The sequence below is a fragment of the Bacillus sp. FSL W8-0645 genome (assembly GCF_038007905.1).
Classification (GTDB): Bacteria; Bacillota; Bacilli; order Bacillales; family Bacillaceae; genus Bacillus; species Bacillus pumilus.
Map to the genome: position 1 here is coordinate 2,418,686 of NZ_JBBOYC010000001.1, position 17,706 is coordinate 2,436,391.

24 protein-coding genes and 1 pseudogene are annotated in these 17,706 nt (G+C 38.3%); 8 read left to right on the forward strand and 17 right to left on the reverse strand.

Annotated features, from left to right (window positions below; genetic code table 11):
* From yqeK to NST39_RS12440, 6 genes are read right to left on the reverse strand one after another with little or no spacing between them, the layout of a single operon-like run.
* Nucleotides 1-564: a bis(5'-nucleosyl)-tetraphosphatase (symmetrical) YqeK gene (gene yqeK / locus NST39_RS12415; protein ID WP_341028610.1), complete on the reverse strand. Its 564-nt coding sequence runs from the start codon at nucleotides 562-564 to the stop codon at nucleotides 1-3.
* Entirely contained in the window at nucleotides 554-1,123 is a 570-nt protein-coding gene (locus NST39_RS12420; protein WP_341028612.1) for a nicotinate-nucleotide adenylyltransferase, read from the reverse strand. Before NST39_RS12420 ends, yqeK begins: the two co-directional genes overlap by 11 nt.
* A 13-nt stretch (nucleotides 1,124-1,136) precedes the next feature.
* The gene (gene yhbY, locus NST39_RS12425) at nucleotides 1,137-1,427 is read right to left on the reverse strand and encodes a ribosome assembly RNA-binding protein YhbY (RefSeq protein ID WP_003217501.1); all 291 of its coding nucleotides are present in this window, start codon (nucleotides 1,425-1,427) and stop codon (nucleotides 1,137-1,139) included.
* Entirely contained in the window at nucleotides 1,421-2,263 is an 843-nt protein-coding gene (aroE, locus tag NST39_RS12430; RefSeq protein WP_341028615.1) for a shikimate dehydrogenase, read from the reverse strand. The genes yhbY and aroE overlap by 7 nt, the downstream gene beginning before the upstream one ends.
* Before the next feature lie 21 nt (nucleotides 2,264-2,284).
* Complete coding sequence (yqeH, locus tag NST39_RS12435; protein ID WP_044139444.1) at nucleotides 2,285-3,385, reverse strand: ribosome biogenesis GTPase YqeH; 1,101 nt, start codon at nucleotides 3,383-3,385, stop codon at nucleotides 2,285-2,287.
* Nucleotides 3,386-3,387: 2 nt separating this feature from the next.
* A complete protein-coding gene (locus tag NST39_RS12440; protein WP_044139602.1) occupies nucleotides 3,388-3,909 on the reverse strand; it encodes a YqeG family HAD IIIA-type phosphatase in 522 nt (173 codons plus the stop codon).
* Nucleotides 3,910-4,271: 362 nt separating this feature from the next.
* Here NST39_RS12440 and NST39_RS12445 point away from each other — a divergent pair, with 362 nt between their 5' ends.
* Entirely contained in the window at nucleotides 4,272-4,412 is a 141-nt protein-coding gene (locus NST39_RS12445) for a sporulation histidine kinase inhibitor Sda (protein WP_003217327.1), read from the forward strand.
* Nucleotides 4,413-4,548: 136 nt separating this feature from the next.
* On the opposite strand, the gene NST39_RS12450 is transcribed toward NST39_RS12445, so the two are convergent.
* From NST39_RS12450 to NST39_RS12465, 4 genes are all read right to left on the reverse strand, one after another.
* Nucleotides 4,549-4,698 carry a hypothetical protein gene (locus tag NST39_RS12450; protein ID WP_003217499.1) on the reverse strand — a complete coding sequence of 50 codons (150 nt, stop codon included), beginning with the start codon at nucleotides 4,696-4,698 and terminating at the stop codon, nucleotides 4,549-4,551.
* 78 nt (nucleotides 4,699-4,776) lie between these two features.
* The gene (locus NST39_RS12455; protein ID WP_341028618.1) at nucleotides 4,777-5,505 is read right to left on the reverse strand and encodes an SGNH/GDSL hydrolase family protein; all 729 of its coding nucleotides are present in this window, start codon (nucleotides 5,503-5,505) and stop codon (nucleotides 4,777-4,779) included.
* Between the two features lie 84 nt (nucleotides 5,506-5,589).
* Nucleotides 5,590-6,330, reverse strand: a complete 741-nt coding sequence (locus NST39_RS12460; RefSeq protein ID WP_217012229.1) for a polysaccharide deacetylase family protein — start codon at nucleotides 6,328-6,330, stop codon at nucleotides 5,590-5,592.
* Nucleotides 6,331-6,508: 178 nt separating this feature from the next.
* Nucleotides 6,509-7,630, reverse strand: a complete 1,122-nt coding sequence (locus NST39_RS12465) for a response regulator aspartate phosphatase (protein WP_044139447.1) — start codon at nucleotides 7,628-7,630, stop codon at nucleotides 6,509-6,511.
* Between the two features lie 231 nt (nucleotides 7,631-7,861).
* Here NST39_RS12465 and sigK point away from each other — a divergent pair, with 231 nt between their 5' ends.
* From sigK to NST39_RS12500, 6 genes and pseudogenes are all read left to right on the forward strand, one after another.
* Complete coding sequence (gene sigK / locus NST39_RS12470) at nucleotides 7,862-8,590, forward strand: RNA polymerase sporulation sigma factor SigK (protein WP_034738387.1); 729 nt, start codon at nucleotides 7,862-7,864, stop codon at nucleotides 8,588-8,590.
* A 584-nt stretch (nucleotides 8,591-9,174) separates the two neighbouring features.
* Nucleotides 9,175-9,813, forward strand: a complete 639-nt coding sequence (locus tag NST39_RS12480) for a hypothetical protein (RefSeq protein ID WP_341028623.1) — start codon at nucleotides 9,175-9,177, stop codon at nucleotides 9,811-9,813.
* Between the two features lie 72 nt (nucleotides 9,814-9,885).
* Complete coding sequence (locus NST39_RS12485) at nucleotides 9,886-10,353, forward strand: ImmA/IrrE family metallo-endopeptidase (protein ID WP_341028624.1); 468 nt, start codon at nucleotides 9,886-9,888, stop codon at nucleotides 10,351-10,353.
* Between the two features lie 96 nt (nucleotides 10,354-10,449).
* A complete protein-coding gene (locus tag NST39_RS12490; RefSeq protein ID WP_341028625.1) occupies nucleotides 10,450-12,315 on the forward strand; it encodes a DEAD/DEAH box helicase in 1,866 nt (621 codons plus the stop codon).
* Nucleotides 12,316-12,327: 12 nt separating this feature from the next.
* Nucleotides 12,328-12,648 (forward strand): hypothetical protein, encoded by a 321-nt coding sequence (locus NST39_RS12495; protein WP_341028626.1) that lies wholly within the window; start codon nucleotides 12,328-12,330, stop codon nucleotides 12,646-12,648.
* 40 nt (nucleotides 12,649-12,688) lie between these two features.
* Nucleotides 12,689-13,086, forward strand: a pseudogene (locus tag NST39_RS12500) (sigma-70 family RNA polymerase sigma factor); the annotation flags it as partial.
* A 109-nt stretch (nucleotides 13,087-13,195) separates the two neighbouring features.
* Here the strand turns inward: NST39_RS12500 and NST39_RS12505 are convergent.
* The 3 genes from NST39_RS12505 to NST39_RS12515 are packed head-to-tail and all read right to left on the reverse strand — an operon-like array spanning nucleotide 13,196 to nucleotide 14,376.
* Nucleotides 13,196-13,492 carry a DUF3986 family protein gene (locus NST39_RS12505; RefSeq protein WP_341028628.1) on the reverse strand — a complete coding sequence of 99 codons (297 nt, stop codon included), beginning with the start codon at nucleotides 13,490-13,492 and terminating at the stop codon, nucleotides 13,196-13,198.
* A 9-nt stretch (nucleotides 13,493-13,501) separates the two neighbouring features.
* On the reverse strand, nucleotides 13,502-13,918 hold the full coding sequence (locus NST39_RS12510) for a hypothetical protein (protein ID WP_341028629.1): 417 nt from the start codon (nucleotides 13,916-13,918) through the stop codon (nucleotides 13,502-13,504).
* 32 nt (nucleotides 13,919-13,950) lie between these two features.
* Nucleotides 13,951-14,376, reverse strand: coding sequence for an NUDIX hydrolase (locus NST39_RS12515; protein ID WP_341028631.1), 426 nt, complete (start codon nucleotides 14,374-14,376; stop codon nucleotides 13,951-13,953).
* Nucleotides 14,377-14,516: 140 nt separating this feature from the next.
* Between NST39_RS12515 and NST39_RS12520 the strand changes: the two genes are divergently transcribed.
* A complete protein-coding gene (locus NST39_RS12520; RefSeq protein ID WP_341028633.1) occupies nucleotides 14,517-14,648 on the forward strand; it encodes a hypothetical protein in 132 nt (43 codons plus the stop codon).
* Nucleotides 14,649-14,700: 52 nt separating this feature from the next.
* On the opposite strand, the gene NST39_RS12525 is transcribed toward NST39_RS12520, so the two are convergent.
* The 4 genes from NST39_RS12525 to NST39_RS12540 form a co-directional block, all read right to left on the reverse strand.
* The gene (locus NST39_RS12525) at nucleotides 14,701-14,892 is read right to left on the reverse strand and encodes a hypothetical protein (protein ID WP_003217441.1); all 192 of its coding nucleotides are present in this window, start codon (nucleotides 14,890-14,892) and stop codon (nucleotides 14,701-14,703) included.
* A 100-nt stretch (nucleotides 14,893-14,992) separates the two neighbouring features.
* The gene (locus tag NST39_RS12530; protein WP_341028635.1) at nucleotides 14,993-16,405 is read right to left on the reverse strand and encodes a polysaccharide deacetylase family protein; all 1,413 of its coding nucleotides are present in this window, start codon (nucleotides 16,403-16,405) and stop codon (nucleotides 14,993-14,995) included.
* 159 nt (nucleotides 16,406-16,564) lie between these two features.
* A complete protein-coding gene (locus NST39_RS12535; protein ID WP_445662397.1) occupies nucleotides 16,565-17,095 on the reverse strand; it encodes a delta-aminolevulinic acid dehydratase in 531 nt (176 codons plus the stop codon).
* A gap of 43 nt (nucleotides 17,096-17,138) precedes the next feature.
* A complete protein-coding gene (locus NST39_RS12540) occupies nucleotides 17,139-17,705 on the reverse strand; it encodes a GNAT family N-acetyltransferase (protein WP_341028638.1) in 567 nt (188 codons plus the stop codon).
* Nucleotide 17,706 lies beyond the last annotated feature (1 nt).

Below are 17,706 nucleotides of genomic sequence, written 5' to 3' on the forward strand. Positions count from 1 at the left end.
TTAATTGTTCTTATGCACAAGTGAGTTGTAAGTCGCTAGCGTATCTGGGTAGACTGGCTGGTTCTTTTTCAATAAAAAGCTGATCGTGTTTTTTATTGACTGAATCAGTGCACTATCCAAATCTTGCTCTGCTAACTCTCTTACTTCTTCAACACCAGGGAAATGACGTCCTGGTTCGATATAATCAGCGACATAAATGACCTTTTCAAGTAATGTCATGTTTGGTCTGCCTGATGTATGAAATTCAATGGCCGTTAAAATATCTTGGTCGTTAATGCCTGCTTCCTTTTTAACCAAATAGGCACCAACCGGGGCATGCCAAAGCTCGGGCGAATATTCCAGCAATAGAGGGTTCATCTGTTCCTGCTGGATAATCCCCTTCATTTCATCCTTTGGTCTAAATTTCGCATAATCATGAAAAATAGCGGCGATCTCTGCTTTTTTCACATCTGCACCGAACCGTTCCGCTAATGAAATGGCCGTCTCCATAACCCCGAGTGTATGTGTATATCTATGCTCTGTTAACTGCTCTTTGACACAGCTTAATGCTTCTTCACGATTCATATAAGTGATGCTCCTTTATATAACGCTCAACAGCTTTCGGTATCAAATAATCGACAGGTTTTTCCTGCATGATTCGCTGCCTAATCAATGTCGATGATACATCAAAAGCTGGAACATCTGCAAATAAAAGAGGATATGTCGTATTTCGGGTATAACCCGGTCTTTTCATCCCAATAAAAGTAATCATCTGAAGCAAATCATCTATCCGATGCCATTTTGGCAAATACTCGACCATGTCCGCTCCAATCATAAAAAAGAACTCATCATCAGGATGACGCTTCTTTAAAAGCTCCACCGTATCTACTGTATAAGATGGACCCTCTCGCTCCATTTCAATGAGCTCCAATCGAAAATGTGGATTTGACTGGATCGCCGCATCCACCATTTTCACCCGGTGACGACTATCTGCTCGCTTCCGGTCTGTTTTATGAGGAGGCTTGTGATTTGGGATAAACCAAATTTCATCAAGCCCTACTTGAAAACGCACCTCATTTGCCATCAGCAAATGCCCATTATGAGGAGGATCAAACGTACCGCCGAACAACCCTATTTTTTTCATATCACATCCACCTTTACGGCAGCTTAATTTGTTTATTTTCCTTTGATTCTTTATAAAGGACAATCACATTTCCGATTGTTTGAACAAGTTCAGCTTTTGCACCTTTGACAAGTGCTTTCGCAACTTCCGTTTTGTCCTCGTCGCAGTTTTGTAATATGCTGACCTTTAACAATTCTCTTACTTCAAGCGCCTCGGAAATTTGCTTGATCATATTGTCATTTACCCCGCCTTTTCCTACTTGAAAAATAGGTGATAAATGATGTGCTTTTGCACGTAAAAAACGTTTTTGTTTCCCTTTTAACATGGTGTTCCTCCTAATTTCTGTATCACAATTGACTTCATTTTTCTTGCGTCAGGCGTGATGCCTGTCCACAGTTCAAAGGCTCTAGCTGCTTGTCCAACAAACATGCCGACACCATCTACTGTTTTCAAACCTAACCCAGCTGCTTCTCTGAGCAGTTTTGTTTCTATTGGATTATACACAATATCACAAACAACCGCTGTTTTTTTTGCGTTTACTAAAGAAATCGGGGTTTCTTCAACATTCGGGTGCATACCAATTGAGGTTGTATGGATGATGACATCATATTCCCCAAGCTGCTCTTCCGCCGTCTTTAATGTAATGGCACTAGAAGTGAAGTTCCCATCTGCACTTTCAATTAAAGCCTCCGCTTTTTCAATGGTACGATTGGTGATATCAAAGCTTTTCGGTGCATAGTCAGCAATTGTCGTATAAATCGCATTTGCCGCTCCGCCAGCACCAATCATTAGAAATGACAGCTCTGATAATGGCTGATTCAAGGCTTCAAGCAATGAATGAAGAAAGCCCTCTCCATCTGTGTTGTACCCGACGAACCGACCTCCTTCAAGCCGCACCGTATTGACAGCACGCAGGCGTTCAGCTGTCACATCAATTTTGTCCAGGTACTGCATGATGTCTACCTTGTGCGGAACAGTGACGTTAAAGCCGCTGATTCCTAAGGCTTTCATACCGCTAATCGCATCTTTCAGGTCATCATTTTCTACTTGAAAGCCATGATAATGTCCATCAATTCCAGCATCCTTTAATGCTGCATTATGAATATCCGGAGACATTGAATGGCCAACAGGGTTACCGATTACTCCGTATAAAGGTTTCAAGGTCTCTCCCCCTCTGAACATTTAAATTAACGAACGTCTCATAAACACATGCACGCCTTTTGGCGCATAGACTTTGATTTGCTTGCCTGCATCATTTGCCGTGATCCACCCTAAGCCTGAGAAGACGATATCCATTTTCGGCTGATCAATGGTAAAGGTATGCGGAACGAGTGGAGGAAAATCTTCCATCCCCTCTTTTGATGGCGGTGATAGCAGTTCTCCGGCATGTTTTTCATATAAATCATCTGCGTTCTCTAACTTTGTTCTGTGTATGTTCAGCTCATTTGGCATATAGCAGACAAATGACGTTCTGCCGCCTTTTACATAATCAAATCGAGCCAGCCCGCCAAAATAAAGCGTTTGAGCTTCATTTAATTGGAACGTTCTCGGTTTCAATTCCTTTTTCGGTGTTAAGATCTTCAAGTCATTTTTGCTGACATAGTGCGCCATCTGATGACGGTTGATAATGCCCGGTGTATCAAATAGAGCAGATCCGTCATCAAGCGGAATTTCAATGGCATCAAGTGTTGTACCTGGATATTGGGATGTGGTGATCACATTCTCTTCGCCAGATACTTCTTTGATGATTCGATTGATAAATGTGGATTTCCCAACATTCGTACAGCCGACGACATAGACATTTCTTCCCTCGCGATAATGATCGATCGCTTCCATTACCTCAGGTACGCCCTGACCTCTGCTTGCACTGATTAAGAACACATCGATCGGGTTCAATCCGTTTTCTTTCGCTTCCCGTTTCATCCAATGAATCAAACGATCTTTTTTCACGGATTTCGGTAAAATATCTACTTTGTTGCCGACGAGTAAAATCGGGTTACCACCGACAATACGACTCAGCCCATTAATCCAGCTTCCGTTAAAGTCAAAAATATCAACGACCTTGACAATCAGAGAATCTGTCTCTCCGATGCTGTGCAATATATTTAAAAAGTCGTCTTCTGTTAAAGAAACATCTTGTATTTCATTGTAGTTCTTTAACCTAAAACAGCGCTGACAGATCACATCTTCTTTCAATAGAGATGCTGCCGGCGCATATCCTAATTGATCTTTATCTTCCGTCTGAATGGCTACACCGCAGCCAATACAAACAACCTTTTCCATTATTACTCTTCCTCCCACTGAATGTGGCCCTTACGCTTTAAGGCTCCTAAAATTCTGCGTTCAATCTGCCTGTTAAACTTAGTGAAAAATCCGTCTGAGGCAGCAACAGGGACGACCAAAATCGTATGGAAGCCGTGACGATTCCCGCCTAGAACATCGGTCATGAGCTGATCCCCAATGACCACCACATCTTCTTTTTTCAATTGCATATCAGCGACGGCCTTATTAAAAGCTCTTCCCATCGGCTTTTTCGCTTTATAAATAAACGGGATATGAACTGGTTCAGAAAAAAGCTTGACCCTTTTTTCATTATTATTCGATACAATCGTCACTTGTATCCCGTGATCCTTCATTTCTTGAAACCATTCAATTAAGCGGGGCGTCGCACTTGGACGATCCCATTCTACTAGTGTGTTATCTAAATCGGTAATAATTCCTTTTACATTTCGTTCTTTTAGTTTTTGCGGTGAAATGTGGAAAATGCTTTTCACAAATTCATCCGGTAAGAAATACTTCTTTAGCACAATTTGCACCCTTTCTTCCATTGGTTTTTCAGCGATTGTGTCGAATCAAATCACAATTTGTCTGTCTATCGAATACAATGAAAAAGTTTTCGACATATGATGAGGACCTTCAACAGGTGTGGATAATTTTACACACATTATCCACCTATATTTCATCACGCTTTCATTCAATTATAAACACTCTACCCACAAGTTATCCACTTCACCATGTGGATAACAGAACGATTGTTCTTGTTTCCCATTCATGGTAGATTAAAGGTACTTCAGAGACATTCGATCAACCTATGATGATATGTCTTTTCCTCAAGTTTTATGCCAACTTTTTCGGGGGAGGTGTTTTTCCCATCATATGGGTTTCTAGTATGAAAAAGCTGTCAGATGATTTACTTATAGAATCGTATTATAAAGCAAATGAAATGAACTTAAATCGCGACTTCATTGAATTAATTGAGACAGAAATGAAAAGACGTTCGCTCGGGCATATGCTCTCTGTTTCCTCTTAATTCCATATCACAGGAACCATGCCTCCCGAGCACTCTCCTTTTTTAAACTCAGGTGACTGATATTATATCACTTGCGCTATAGGCTTACTACTATTTTCCGTAAAAAACACCCCTTCTCAAGTAAAGAAGAGGTGTCTTATTTGCAAGGCTGTTCATTCCAAAACCATAACCCTCCACCTACGACCAAAATGACCACAAGGAACACAACAAGAAAAGCGTAACCGATTCCTGCTCCTTGAGCTGGATAAGGCGAACACGCAGGGTAAGGATAAGGGCATCCCCACATATCAGTTACCTCCTTCTAGGAAGATATACTGTTAGACTATGCTAAATGGATGGTCTTGTTTAGGCAGATGGCCATCATTTAAAAATGTTTGATGACATCACTCTCTTTGATTTCGTTATAAATGATTCTTGCCCCTTTTGGCGTCATATGATTGCCAGAAGGGTCGATCAAACCTGATTGAATCAGCGCATTGTCACTATCTTCACCAGCTTCTCGGATGAACGCTTTCCAGTTGTCGACAAGTGGTACTTGCTGATCCTTGGAAATTTCTCTCGTGATGTCATTATAGGAATTTTGCCAAGCTCTTGCACCGCCTCTCTCAGCAAAATAAGATGACTTATACCTAGAGTAATAATACAAGCCCTTTTTTCCGCCTTCTACAACAGGTACACAAGTCATGAGAATCGGGGCAATGCCTGCTTTTCTACTTTCAGAAATGAAGTAGGTTACATTTTCTTTAAATCTTTTTTTCGTCACTCGGGGATGTTTCCCGTCTAAAATCGCCGCATCATTCGTACCGAACATGATGAGGACGTAAGTTGGTTTCTGCTTTAAAATATCCTGCTCAAAGCGAAGCTTCGCATCTTCAGTCGTCTGCCCGCCAATCCCTGCGTTCTTCACTTGAATTTGACCGCGCTCGACGTTTTTCATGAGATTCACCCATTTTTCAGATGTTGGATAATCTCGGAAGTCCCAGTTTGATCCCTTTGTATTGCTGTCGCCAAATGCAATGATACTTTCTTGTTCTGGCTTTGAGCACCCAGCAGCGACACAAAGCAGGATGAAAAGGACAACATATTTCTTCACAACATTCACCTCCAAAAGCCCTCTTCATATAGTAAACGACAAGACTTTTGGTTTCAATGAATGACTGTTTTTGACGAATACTTCCTATTGCAGTTGAACTGGTACATACGCTTTGTCATGATGCAGCAGTTCGCTCACTTTGACAAATTCATATCCTCGATCCTTTAATTCAGGTATCACTTGTTTCAGTGCTTCGACCGTCTGCTTCCGGTTTCCCCCACCATCATGCAAAAGAATGATATCGCCGCCTTGAATATGATCAATAATGCGGCTCGCAATTTTATGCGCGCCTGGTCTTGACCAGTCCTTCGGATCTTGCGTAAAGGACCACATGACCACATCATATCCTTGCTTTGACAAAATGCGGAAAGATTTCATCGTCAAGCGGCCGCCAGGAGGACGAAATAATAAGGGCCCGCCAGGCTGGAGTGAAGCAATATGAGCCGCTGATTCTTTTAGCTCCTGCTTGATCTCCTTTGATGATAACAGGTCAAAATACGTATGGTTCATTGTGTGATTGCCAAGCTCATTTCCTTCGTCCACAATCCGTTCTGCGATCCTTGGATATGCGTGAACCCGGCTTCCTACGACAAAAAAGCTGGCATTTACTTGATGCTGCTTCAGCACATCCAATATTTGATTCGTGTAAACTGGATGAGGTCCATCATCAAAGGTGATCGCAATCTTCTTCCGTTCCTCTCTCATGTCCCAAAACGCTCGTCCCGTTTTTTCCAGGTCGATTCTTTTTAATGTTCGTGCCTCTATTTCATTAGGAACAAAAACGCATAATACCAATACACACATAAAGATATGCAACCCTTTCATCAGACCGCCTCCACAGAACATCATTACAGATTAAATTGCCCGCTTTCTGATGAATTCATTCAAGGTTCATGATCATACCTGCTCCTCCCTGACTTCATTTTTCACATAAAAAAAGCCGGCCATATGGGCCCGCTTTTTGTTTCACGTTTGGTTTCTCTCTTCAACTGTCGAACGTTGCTTAGAATTCATACAGACACTCTCCTTCTTGAATTTGATTTTGAGCCCATAATAATTTCTGATAATACTGGTTGGACTTCTGGTATTGTTGAGAGGCTTCTAAGGCTGTCGCAATTTCTAGTGAGATATCCTCTATATAAGAGTATAGGCTAAGTTTTTCCAAATAATCAATGGTTTTTTGCAGTTGTTTTTCATTCATTCCTTGAACATATAAAGCATCTAGATACTCAAACATATGACAGAACAGCTGGTCTTCATGCTTCTTTGCAGCTAATTTTCCATCTTCTAATATGCGGCGTGCTGCTTCTTGTTCATTTTGTCTAAAAAGCAGTTTTGCGAGCGTATAGAGCGTATGTGGAAGCGTGGGAAGCTGCTCTTTACAGGCAATATCAGCCGATTCCGTTAAATAGCGTTGTGCTTCCTCAAGGTAGCCCAGCTCCCCATAACATTTTCCTAAATTATAAAGCGCTGAACTGTATATCCGCGGGTGATCAATTTGTGATGCGAGCTGTTTTGCCTTTTTTAAATGAGGCAGTGCCCGATCTTTTCGTTTTAAGTCTTGGTAGTTTCCTGAGATCACAAACAGGCACTGAATGATGCGAATAGAATAAGCATCATGCTGATCGTATATTTCTAGCGCCTTTAAAATATGATGCATTGAGACATGCGTTTGCTTCATAATATAGTAGGCTTCTGCTACTTTAAAATGAAACTCAGCCTGCTCAATATCATCAAATACCATAGACAGCTGTTTTTCTGCCACTCGGTAATATTTGACGGCTTCTAAATATTCTTTTTGACTAAACTCATGCATGCCACGAAAAAATGCATGGTAATAATGCAGCATATCAGATAACTCATGATTGGAGTTTTCGATTTTATCGACAAGATTAGATACTGAGAAAGGTTGATATTTTGAAGGGTGTATATAGTCAAGCATGATCTGGTGCCGAAAACACATGAGCTGATAATAAATCAGTAAATGCTGGTCCTCTTCCATCCGTTCAATTTCCGCTTCTACTTCTGCTTTCAGGATTTCCGCATCTGGAACACTGAACTGCCGTATCATTCGATACCATTCATTAATTTTCATACCTACATGTGAAGAAAGAACCTTCCCCATGTTCCGAAAAAACCCCTTCCTTTTCGGTCTAATATTACATATTTTAGCACGCTTCTTGACCGCCAAGCACCGCAAAGAAACCGCAAACATATGAGAAGGGCAGCAAAAACAGACGAACAGAAGCCCATTTTTTTCGAAAAAGATGATTTTTTCATCGTACAGACACAGACAATCCCCCCTTCACATACATTTGAGGATATAGGCAGTGGCCTAAACATGGTGGAGGTGAAAATCGTGGCAGGAGTATTTACAGCGATGGGATTGATGGTCAAAGAATTAGTGTTCTTAGTGTCCTATGTCAAAAATAATGCCTTTCCACAGCCCCTTTCGGGAGATGATGAAAAAAAATACTTAGCCCTTATGGCACAGGGCGATGAACACGCAAGAAATATGCTGATTGAACATAACCTTCGGCTCGTCGCCCATATTGTCAAGAAATTTGAAAATACAGGGGAAGACGCTGAAGACCTCATCTCCATCGGGACGATCGGACTCATTAAAGCCATCGAAAGCTATTCCTCTGGAAAAGGAACAAAGCTGGCAACGTATGCGGCACGGTGTATTGAAAATGAAATTCTGATGCATTTACGCGCGCTCAAAAAAACAAAAAAGGATGTCTCCTTGCATGACCCCATTGGTCAGGATAAAGAAGGCAATGAAATTTCTTTAATTGATGTCTTAAAATCCGAAAATGAAGATGTGATTGATACGATTCAGCTCAACATGGAGCTTGAAAAAGTAAAGGAGTATATCGACATTCTCGACGGCCGAGAAAAAGAAGTGATCGTCGGCCGGTTCGGCCTTGATTTAAAGAAAGAAAAAACGCAGCGGGAAATAGCGAAGGAGCTCGGGATATCGCGGAGCTATGTGTCCCGGATTGAGAAGCGGGCGCTGATGAAGATGTTTCATGAGTTTTACCGGGCGGAGAAGGAGAAACGGAAGCGGGAGAAGGGGAAGTGAAACAAACTCTTTCCAACTTCTAATAACAAACAGACCTGATTAGGTCTGTTTTATTTTGGCACTCAGCTACTGTCTCTCTTCATTTCTTTACATAATAGCTACCCTTTTAAATGATTTCGATGTCCTTCTTGTTAATGAAAAACAAATGGTTATTATCGTCTTTTCTAGGATAATGGTCAACTAAATATTTTCTCAAGGTATTTAATTCATCCATATCAATCATTTTTGACTCAATTGCATTTTCCCAAATTACAATTAATGTTTCATCGTCTATTATCTCTAGCACTTGAGGAACAAATTTTTTATTTTCTCGTCATTTATAACATCCATTCTGTAGGTAAGCAGGAGAAGTCCTCGATAGTTCAAATGAAGTTGTGTTAAAAGAGTATTTAGATCCAAAAACAAAACTTTTCTTTAAATAAACTTAAAGATGCATCCGATGATAAGATTAAGAAATTCTTCAAAACATTACATGGAGGGGAAAATAATTACAATAAAAACCTACTTGGATTTAAGTTCATATTTGCAATTATAGAAGATTAAATTATTTACGAGTTAACCAGAAAGAAAATTAGGGGGAAGTTATGCGAAAAAGACTATTATTCTCAATTTGCTTATCATTATTTGTACTTTTAGTTGGGTGTAATTCAACTAAAACAGCAGATGAAACTGCTGAAAAACCACAGGAAAAAACTTCTCATAAAAAAGAAACAAAAGAAGATAAAACTAGCACAAGTTATATAAATGAAGAAACAGGAGAAATATTAGATTTAATAAAAACCCAAGAAAATATAGACCCACAAAACTTGGGTCCTCTTCAAATAGAATTTGAAGGCGTAAATTTGTCTAAACTGTCTAAAATTCCAGATGATCGCTTAGATGATTATCAAACAATGACAGAAATTCCGTTGAAGGATCCCTTTAATGTTATTTCAATTAAATATTCAATTGAAAACAAAGGTAAAGATATAATAAATTTTGTAGGTATTAGTCATCTAATCTTAGATACAAAAGAACAGATTAAAGTGAATAGTAACGATCTTCGTACTGATCAATTAGAGACGAAAATTTATGGGCATGCAAAAAAAGAAGTTGAAATTGATGTTCCTATTCAGTCTGATGCTTCAAAAATTAAAAGTATCAGACTTGTTTTAGAATCACCATTAGACGAAAATTTTAGTAATGTTGCCGAAACAAAAGAATTAATAGTTGATTTAAAATAAATGCTCATTAAGAGTATTTATTTTTTACCCACATACAGAACGAATGTTCTTATTTTAAAGGAGTTGCTTTAGTTGGAACGTATTTTACCAAAAAACACAACACACTTAGATGACTGGATCGAAGCATTCTATCATCAAATCAACATAACAAATCCATCCGAACTTGATCTATTAGACATCGCATACCGCTCCAATTTAAAAGTCGAATTCTTAAACATCAGCAGCCGGTACTATGCTGGAACTATTATCATCGATAATCGCCTCAGTCCTCAAGAACAATGGCAAGATTTTGGTCATGAACTTTGTCATGCGCTTAGACATGAAGGAAATCAACTGATTATGCCCCCACTGTTTAGAGAGCTGCAGGAAATGCAGGCGAAGCGTTTTGCATATAAGTTTTGTATTCCGACATTTATGTTGAAAAATATACAGTTTACTCCAGAAAATTACCTAATTAAAGATATATCAACTATTTTTAGGGTTACACAGCCATTTGTTGTTAACAGACTGAAATTAAACTATAGTATATCTTTATCGTAAAAAAATGTCTTTTTTTGTCGAATCAATTCACTTAATGCTTTTTTTGTTTATAATGGATTTTGATTGGGAAAAATTTCATTAATTCAGGAGGAGAAAATGTCTTACTTCCAAACATCCAGTCCTAATATCCTAGAAAATTCATTTCTTAGAGACCCGCAAATACAGGCATACAAAAAATTACAAGAACACTTTAATTCTGAAGACAAAAATGAGCATGCTATTGTAGTATTACCTACTGGAACAGGCAAAACGGGTTTAATGGGGATTGCCCCATATAATATTTCAAATGGTAAAGTATTAATTATTACTCCTCAAACAGTGATTAGAGACTCAGTACTAGGATCGTTAGATCCACTATTCTCAAAAAATTTCTGGTTATTTACGAGAGTGTTTGAATCATATACTGAATTACCCGCTGTGATTGAGTATGATAGGTCATTAACTGACGAAGTTTTAGAAAAAGCTGATATTGTTATTCTAAACATTCATAAGTTACAACAACGATTAAGATCAACTCTTCTTAAACGCGTACCTGAGGATTTCTTTGACTTTATAATCATTGATGAAGCTCATCATTCTGAAGCTAAGACTTGGAAAGATGCTATTGATTATTTTAAAAAAGCAAAAGTTCTAAAAGTAACTGGGACACCCTTTCGAAGTGATGGAAAGAAAATCAAAGGAAAAGAAGTTTTTAACTATAGTTTAGGTAAAGCAATGGCCAAAGGTTATGTAAAGAGTCTTGAAAAAATAGATTACATACCTGAGACAATTTATCTAACAATAGATAAGAATAGTGATGTGGTTTACACTCTTGAAGAAATTAGAGATTTAGGTATAAAAGATGAGGATTGGATTTTAAGATCCGTTGCTTTATCGCCTGAAACTAATAATAGTATTATTGCACAATCTCTTAAATATTTAGATGAAAAAAAACAAAAAACTGGCAACCCTCATAAAATTATAGCGGTCGCTTGTAGTATATGGCATGCTGAACAAATAAAAAACTCATATCAACAAAAAGGATATAATTGCTCAATTGTTCATAGTGGTATGGAAAAAATTGAAAGAGAAAAAGAGTTCGATAAAATCAACAATCATAAAGTGGATGTAGTAATTAACGTAGCTATGTTAGGTGAAGGTTACGATCATAAATTTTTATCAATAGCCGCAATATTTAGACCTTTTAAAACCTTGTTACCTTATGCTCAATTTATAGGTAGAGTCCTAAGATCAATTTCAGAAGATGATGTAGTAAATAAAGTAAGCATTGAAGATAATATTGCTGTTGCTATACATCATAAAGAACTTGGTTTAGATTCTTTATGGGATTTTTATAAAAAAGAAATTAGAAAAAAAGAAATTATTAAAGAAATTAACAGAGATTACCCTATTGAACCAACAGACCGATCTCCCAAAGACGTTTCATTTGGCTTTTTGGAAGAGTCTGATGAGTTTAAAACCACAAAAGATACATATATTGACAGCGAACTTTTTAAGTTAAGAAAAGAGAAAATGGCAGAAGAAAAACAGAAAATAAATGAACTTCAAAATATGTTAAATATATCAGAAGAACAAGCAAAGTCTCTTTATTTGCAATCTCAATCAGAATTGGAGAAAGAAAAGTTACTAAGACCAGACTTAACTTTAAAAAGCAAAAAACAAGAAATTGACCAACTTGTAAGAGAAGAAGTGATCCCGCAGTTAATGATTGATTTTAATCTCGAATTGCAAGGTACTGAGCTTATACAACATAAATTCCTGCTACCTAATAAATACAAGTTCCTTTACAGAAACTCTGAAAATAACGGTGCTTTACTGGGACAATATTTTAATATATCATTGAGAGACTATATCGGCGAAATTCGAAATAAATGGGAGATCGATGAATACGACCATGCAATCAAGCAGGTATATGAATTGGATAAACACGCGCGTAAAGTTATGAGTAGTCATTTAAAATAAGAGGTGTATAAATTGAATATAATAGAACAACTATACGATGAAATTCACAGTCCAAAGATAACCCCACATGATCTATTGAGAAATGTTAAATTAGACAATTATCTTTCTATTGATTTTAAATATCAGGACAATTTTTTAATAGCAACTTCAACATGTTTAGTTGACAATAAAATAGCTACTTTCACATACTCATTTCAAAATGACAAATTAATTAGTCTAAGATCCATCTACGATGGAGAAGAAAACGAAGTTTATAATAGGGATGAAGAAATTCAAAGATATTATAAAAAAGCAAAAAACCTAATTTATTCTGAATCTACTGCTGTAGTATAAAAGCCATTTTTGGCTTTTTTTATTTGCCCCCCCTCTTGACATTAATAATGAAATTCTGATGCATTTACGCGCACTCAAAAAGACAAAAAGGATGTCTCCTTACACGACCCAATCGGTCAGGATAAAGAAGGCAACGAAATTTCATTAATTGACGTCTTAAAATCAGAAAATGAAGACGTGATCGATACCATCCAGCTCAACATGGAGCTTGAAAAAGTAAAGGAGTATATCGACATTCTCGACGGCCGGGAAAAAGAAGTGATCGTCGGCCGATTTGGCCTTGATTTAAAGAAAGAAAAAACGCAGCGGGAAATAGCGAAGGAGCTCGGGATATCGCGGAGCTATGTGTCCCGGATTGAGAAGCGGGCGCTGATGAAGATGTTTCATGAGTTTTACCGGGCGGAGAAGGAGAAACGGAAGCGGGAGAAGGGGAAGTGAACTTTTTCCAACTACTAATAAAAACAGACCTTGTTGGGTCTGTTTTTATTTGAACATCACAATATAGACCACATACACAAAAGAAAACTATGTCATGTTTTATCCTCATTTATTTCACTATGCTGTTTTCTTTTAAGAAACGCTCAAAAAGCTTATGACCTTCCTCCTCAATTTGGTCATCTTCAATCAGATATTCTCCAATCAATAACCCTAGATCATTCCATTTCTCATATTCCTTTAAAAGCGTTACCCCATAACTTTTTTGATCAAAAAACAAGAGCCATCTCCCTGTTTCTAAACTCTTAAAAAATACGCCTTCATAATCAAAACCATGTTCATAATATCCTACATGTAAATGCATAGTATCATCTAAACTATATAATTTTTCTTCTGTACTCACTTTCATCTTGCGCCCCTAACTTTTCATATCCTTCTGAAAATCAATATCCCTCAACTCGACCCATTCAACAAAATCAGGAACCGTTTTTGTCGTCAAAAAATGATGAACGATTTGATATGCTTGATCCCGATTAATATAGCTGCACGACGGCACATACAATGGGGCTCCTGCGACCAAATGCTCGATCGTTTCAATTTTTTCTCCCTTTTTAAAAGGAACCAAAAAATTTGGATACCTCATGATCAAGAAACCATACGGTTCCGTATAAAAGAAAACTAGACTTTCACTTTCCCAATCTCCCTCAATCTCAATGGAAGATTCCCCATTTCCTTGTTTCCAATACTCTTCATCTTCTTGAAAGAAGATTCTTTTCAAGAATTCTTCTTCTGGATTTTCTACTGGAGCTCCTGTGGGGCCGTAGTATAAAAACATCCATATCTCTCCTTCATACCTATATCAGCTTGTTAACCAACTGTTCTATTTCCTTCAAATTGATAAAAAGCTTGTGGTTCTTCGTTTAATTTTAGCCAGTTATATAGCTTGGGGTTTAGCTTTTGAAAAGTTTGCTTGCTGACCCATTTTACTTCTTCAATATCATGATCCGGATCGAGAATACTCATTTGTCCTCCGGTGATTTCGGCAAAGAAGGTGATCATCAGCGCATGATGCTTTTTGTCTTGAAAGTATGCTTCTCGAACCGAATGAAGTTCATTTACTTTGCAAACATACCCTGTCTCTTCTTTCACCTCGCGGACCACGGCTTGATGCAGGTGTTCTCCTTTTTCTACAGCACCACCAGGAACTTCCCAATATCCCTTTACATTTTTGACCATTAACATATTTTCTTCCTCATCATAAATAATAGCTGATACTACGTCTACTCGTTTCAAATGAATCCCCCTCAATCATTCTCTGTTCACATCTATTGTCGAATAAATAGCACGAACTGTTCATTTCAATACATTCATTATACTGTATCCTTGACAAGGTAATGGATAAGGAAGCAAAAGAGCAGATAGGAGGCCATAGCATGTGGATCATCATCATTTTACTTATTGTCCTCATTGGGTTTACTGGGAATATCGTTTCTGTATTAAGACAAATGAAAGAGTCAAACGAGAAAATCATACAACTGTTAGAACATCAAAAACCGAAAAAATAAAAACTTCTCTCATTTAGAGGGAAGTTTTTTAGGGAAAGCAATTAGAGAATTCTTACCGTTTTTCATGAAGCAACATATATCTGATTCGACGAATATAATGCAGAGCAATATGAACGAGACATAAAATGAGCCCGATCATCGCAAGAATATAAATGGGCAGCATCAAACCAGGTACATAATTGACGATAAAACCCAAACAAAACGCTGTCAGCATATATAGGCTGATCAACCTCATCAATACCATCCGAAGCCCTCCCTTTCCACACTCATTTTAACATCATTTCCCTTTATTTTCATAATTGGCTTTAAAAAAAGATGCGAATCCACTAAGATTCGCATGATCATTACGTATTCAATTCACCTTTCTTCGCCCGGGCTTCCTTCCACTGCTCAAGCTCTGAAACTGTTAATAATTGATATCCTTGTTTGGTTAATTCCTTGATAATCGTGACAGCTGCGTTTGCCGAGGTGTCATAGATGTCGTGCATTAAGACGGTTTCTCCGCTAGACGCATGTGTGAGAATGTAGCTCGCGACGTACTGGCTGTTGCGATGTTTCCAGTCTTCAGGATCTACGTCCCAAAGCGTGACTTTCATGTTGACAGCCGCGTTAATTTGCCCGTTTGTTCCTCCATATGGCGGTCTAAAGTGAGTCGGTGTGAACCCGCCAGCTTTTTCAATGATTTGTTGGGTCTCTTCTACTTGTTTGACGGCTTGTTTTAATGGCAGTCTTGTGAGTAAAGGATGGCTATAGGAATGATTTCCGATTTCATTCCCACCCTTTCTGATCTCACCTAGCATATCGGGGTAATATTGAACCCTGCTGCCTAATACAAAAAATGTCGCATGTCCTTTGTTTTCTTTTAAAGCTGTTAAAATTTTTGAAGTCGTTGATGGATTTGGTCCATCGTCAAATGTCAGGGCAATGGCTTTTTGATTTGGGTTGAATGCTGACTGTTTTGGCAGTTTTACGATTTTTCTTTTTGGAATCGGTTCTTTTTTCTCGTTTTTGTTCTTTTCTTTATTGATATATTCTGGTTTTAACATTCCTTTAAGCACTGTTTTTTTAATCGCCAGCACTTGAGGGCCTTGTTCGCTTGGTGCGATTTGCCCTGCTGGAAAGTAAAATTCAATAAAACGATCCTTGATGGAAAAATATTGATAATGCTCTGCCGCAGGAGACGTTCCTTGTTTGAGCAAATGCTCATTTTCAGCAAGAGAGCGATCTTTTTTTAATTCATCAAATGTCATATGTGACAGTTTTTGCAGATTTTCTTTCTTTGATAAAAATAAATCATCTATTGATAAAAAATGCTGTTTCTTGAAATCAAAATTGAACAACTTCGTTTGATGTTCGCCTTTTACTCCGCCTTTCAATTCATATGTATTGAATTTAATCGCAACGGTTTGCTTGGCATAATGAATAATCTCGTAATCTATATTTAATTCGTATCGATTCTCTTCATCGACATCGCTCGCTTCGCTAAATGATGTTTTGAATTTGTCTAGCGCTGTTTCTGCAAATCTTTTCATCTCTTGATCTAGCTTTTTTTGATGAAACACCGGATAGTTGACTGCATATCTCATGTATCTCCCGTCATTCACGAGGGTGACTATTTCCACTTCTTTATAGCTCGCATCTTGTTCTACTTTCTTCTTCTCCGTCCCACTTGCCTGCTGATTATGATAAAATGCAGCAATTCCGATGATGATTGCAAGTCCGCATAGGACGAGACTGATTTTCCATTTCATTGACACAATAATTCCCCTCTCGTGATGGCGTCATGCCTTGATGACGTGTGTTTGTAGGATAGACTTTGCGTGAACCCAATTTAGTTTTCAAAAAACAAACTTGTCACATTTTAGACACAATTTAAAAGAGGAATAGAAAAAGGGCTTGATTTCTCAGCCCTAACATTATTTTTGCATATATAGTTGAAATAATTTCGTTTCTTCATCAATCGAACTCGCTCGATCAAAAGCCGCTCTGACCGTCTTTGTATTGTTTAAGCGCTCATAAAGCAAGGTCAATACAAAGATAAATGCCGCATCTCCATCAATGTAATCATCCGGCGCTATATAGGACATGGCACCTGCTTCTAAGAAGGCATCTGCTAATTTTTTCTCACCTAGTGTGCAACCTGTAGAAATAACGTGAACCCCTTTTAATGAAGCATACTGCTTGATTTCATCCGCTCCAAAAGCATCTCCTCTAGGCTCTCCATCTTCGTATACATCTTCCCCTAATTCTGGCATGAGAAATGCTCCTTCTTCCCCATGAAACGATAGAAGAATGTAATCGATTTCTCCTCTATTTTTTCCAGATAACACATTGATCAGGTCATTTGGTCTTCCGATCCATTGCATATCGACTTTTACGCCGAAGTTTTCAAGTGCTGCACGCAGCGCAAAAGATTCCAGCTCACTATTTGGTCCTGCTGCTAACATGATGCGTATGGTCTGTTGATCCACTTTTATCTCCTCCAGACTATCATAAAAATAAAACCATTTTTTCCTCATCTACATATGTATGATCAGGCCATTTTAGTGCTTTTTCTTCAAGTGCGTATGACTCAAATCCAATAGAGCGATACAAGCGTTTGGCTGAGTGATTGGTCGTCACGACTGATAAATACATTTGCTCGATGTTTTGTCGTTTTCCTGCGAATGAAAGAACTTCCATTATCAAGGCCTTGCCTACTCCTTTTCCGCGGGCATTCGCTGTAACATACATCGCTGCCACATTCGCTCGGTGCTTTAATTTCTGTAAGTTTTTTTGGATGAGTGTGACCATCCCCACAAGCTTCCCTTGATCAAAGGCGCCAAAGGTCCACGTAAATTGTACGGAAGCAAAACGAGCTGCGTATTTTTCTATTGTACCGATTTGCTCTTCTTCATAACTCATCGCAAAGTCCTCTGGATGTAATCGTAGTGCTTCTAGTCTCAACGCGGCATATTCTTCAGCATCATCTGGAATTAACAATCGAATATTCAGAACATCGCCCCCAACAGAATGATTGATACTTCCAATTTTATCTTGAAAGGAGATTTTGATCAAA

What these genes read in the sequence shown, in the direction of transcription:
- NST39_RS12450 (WP_003217499.1), bottom strand. Translation starts at nt 4,698, where the DNA reads ATGTGGGGATGCCCTTATCCTTACCCTGCGTGTTCGCCTTATCCAGCT.
- NST39_RS12510 (WP_341028629.1), bottom strand. Translation starts at nt 13,918, where the DNA reads ATGTTTTTATACTACGGCCCCACAGGAGCTCCAGTAGAAAATCCAGAA.
- NST39_RS12480 (WP_341028623.1), top strand. Translation starts at nt 9,175, where the DNA reads ATGCGAAAAAGACTATTATTCTCAATTTGCTTATCATTATTTGTACTT.
- yqeK (WP_341028610.1), bottom strand. Translation starts at nt 564, where the DNA reads ATGAATCGTGAAGAAGCATTAAGCTGTGTCAAAGAGCAGTTAACAGAG.
- NST39_RS12525 (WP_003217441.1), bottom strand. Translation starts at nt 14,892, where the DNA reads ATGGTATTGATGAGGTTGATCAGCCTATATATGCTGACAGCGTTTTGT.
- NST39_RS12445 (WP_003217327.1), top strand. Translation starts at nt 4,272, where the DNA reads ATGAAAAAGCTGTCAGATGATTTACTTATAGAATCGTATTATAAAGCA.
- NST39_RS12535 (WP_445662397.1), bottom strand. Translation starts at nt 17,095, where the DNA reads ATGTTAGCAGCAGGACCAAATAGTGAGCTGGAATCTTTTGCGCTGCGT.
- NST39_RS12460 (WP_217012229.1), bottom strand. Translation starts at nt 6,330, where the DNA reads ATGAAAGGGTTGCATATCTTTATGTGTGTATTGGTATTATGCGTTTTT.
- NST39_RS12490 (WP_341028625.1), top strand. Translation starts at nt 10,450, where the DNA reads ATGTCTTACTTCCAAACATCCAGTCCTAATATCCTAGAAAATTCATTT.
- yqeH (WP_044139444.1), bottom strand. Translation starts at nt 3,385, where the DNA reads ATGGAAAAGGTTGTTTGTATTGGCTGCGGTGTAGCCATTCAGACGGAA.
- yhbY (WP_003217501.1), bottom strand. Translation starts at nt 1,427, where the DNA reads ATGTTAAAAGGGAAACAAAAACGTTTTTTACGTGCAAAAGCACATCAT.
- NST39_RS12505 (WP_341028628.1), bottom strand. Translation starts at nt 13,492, where the DNA reads ATGAAAGTGAGTACAGAAGAAAAATTATATAGTTTAGATGATACTATG.
- NST39_RS12420 (WP_341028612.1), bottom strand. Translation starts at nt 1,123, where the DNA reads ATGAAAAAAATAGGGTTGTTCGGCGGTACGTTTGATCCTCCTCATAAT.
- NST39_RS12465 (WP_044139447.1), bottom strand. Translation starts at nt 7,630, where the DNA reads ATGGGGAAGGTTCTTTCTTCACATGTAGGTATGAAAATTAATGAATGG.
- NST39_RS12520 (WP_341028633.1), top strand. Translation starts at nt 14,517, where the DNA reads ATGTGGATCATCATCATTTTACTTATTGTCCTCATTGGGTTTACTGGG.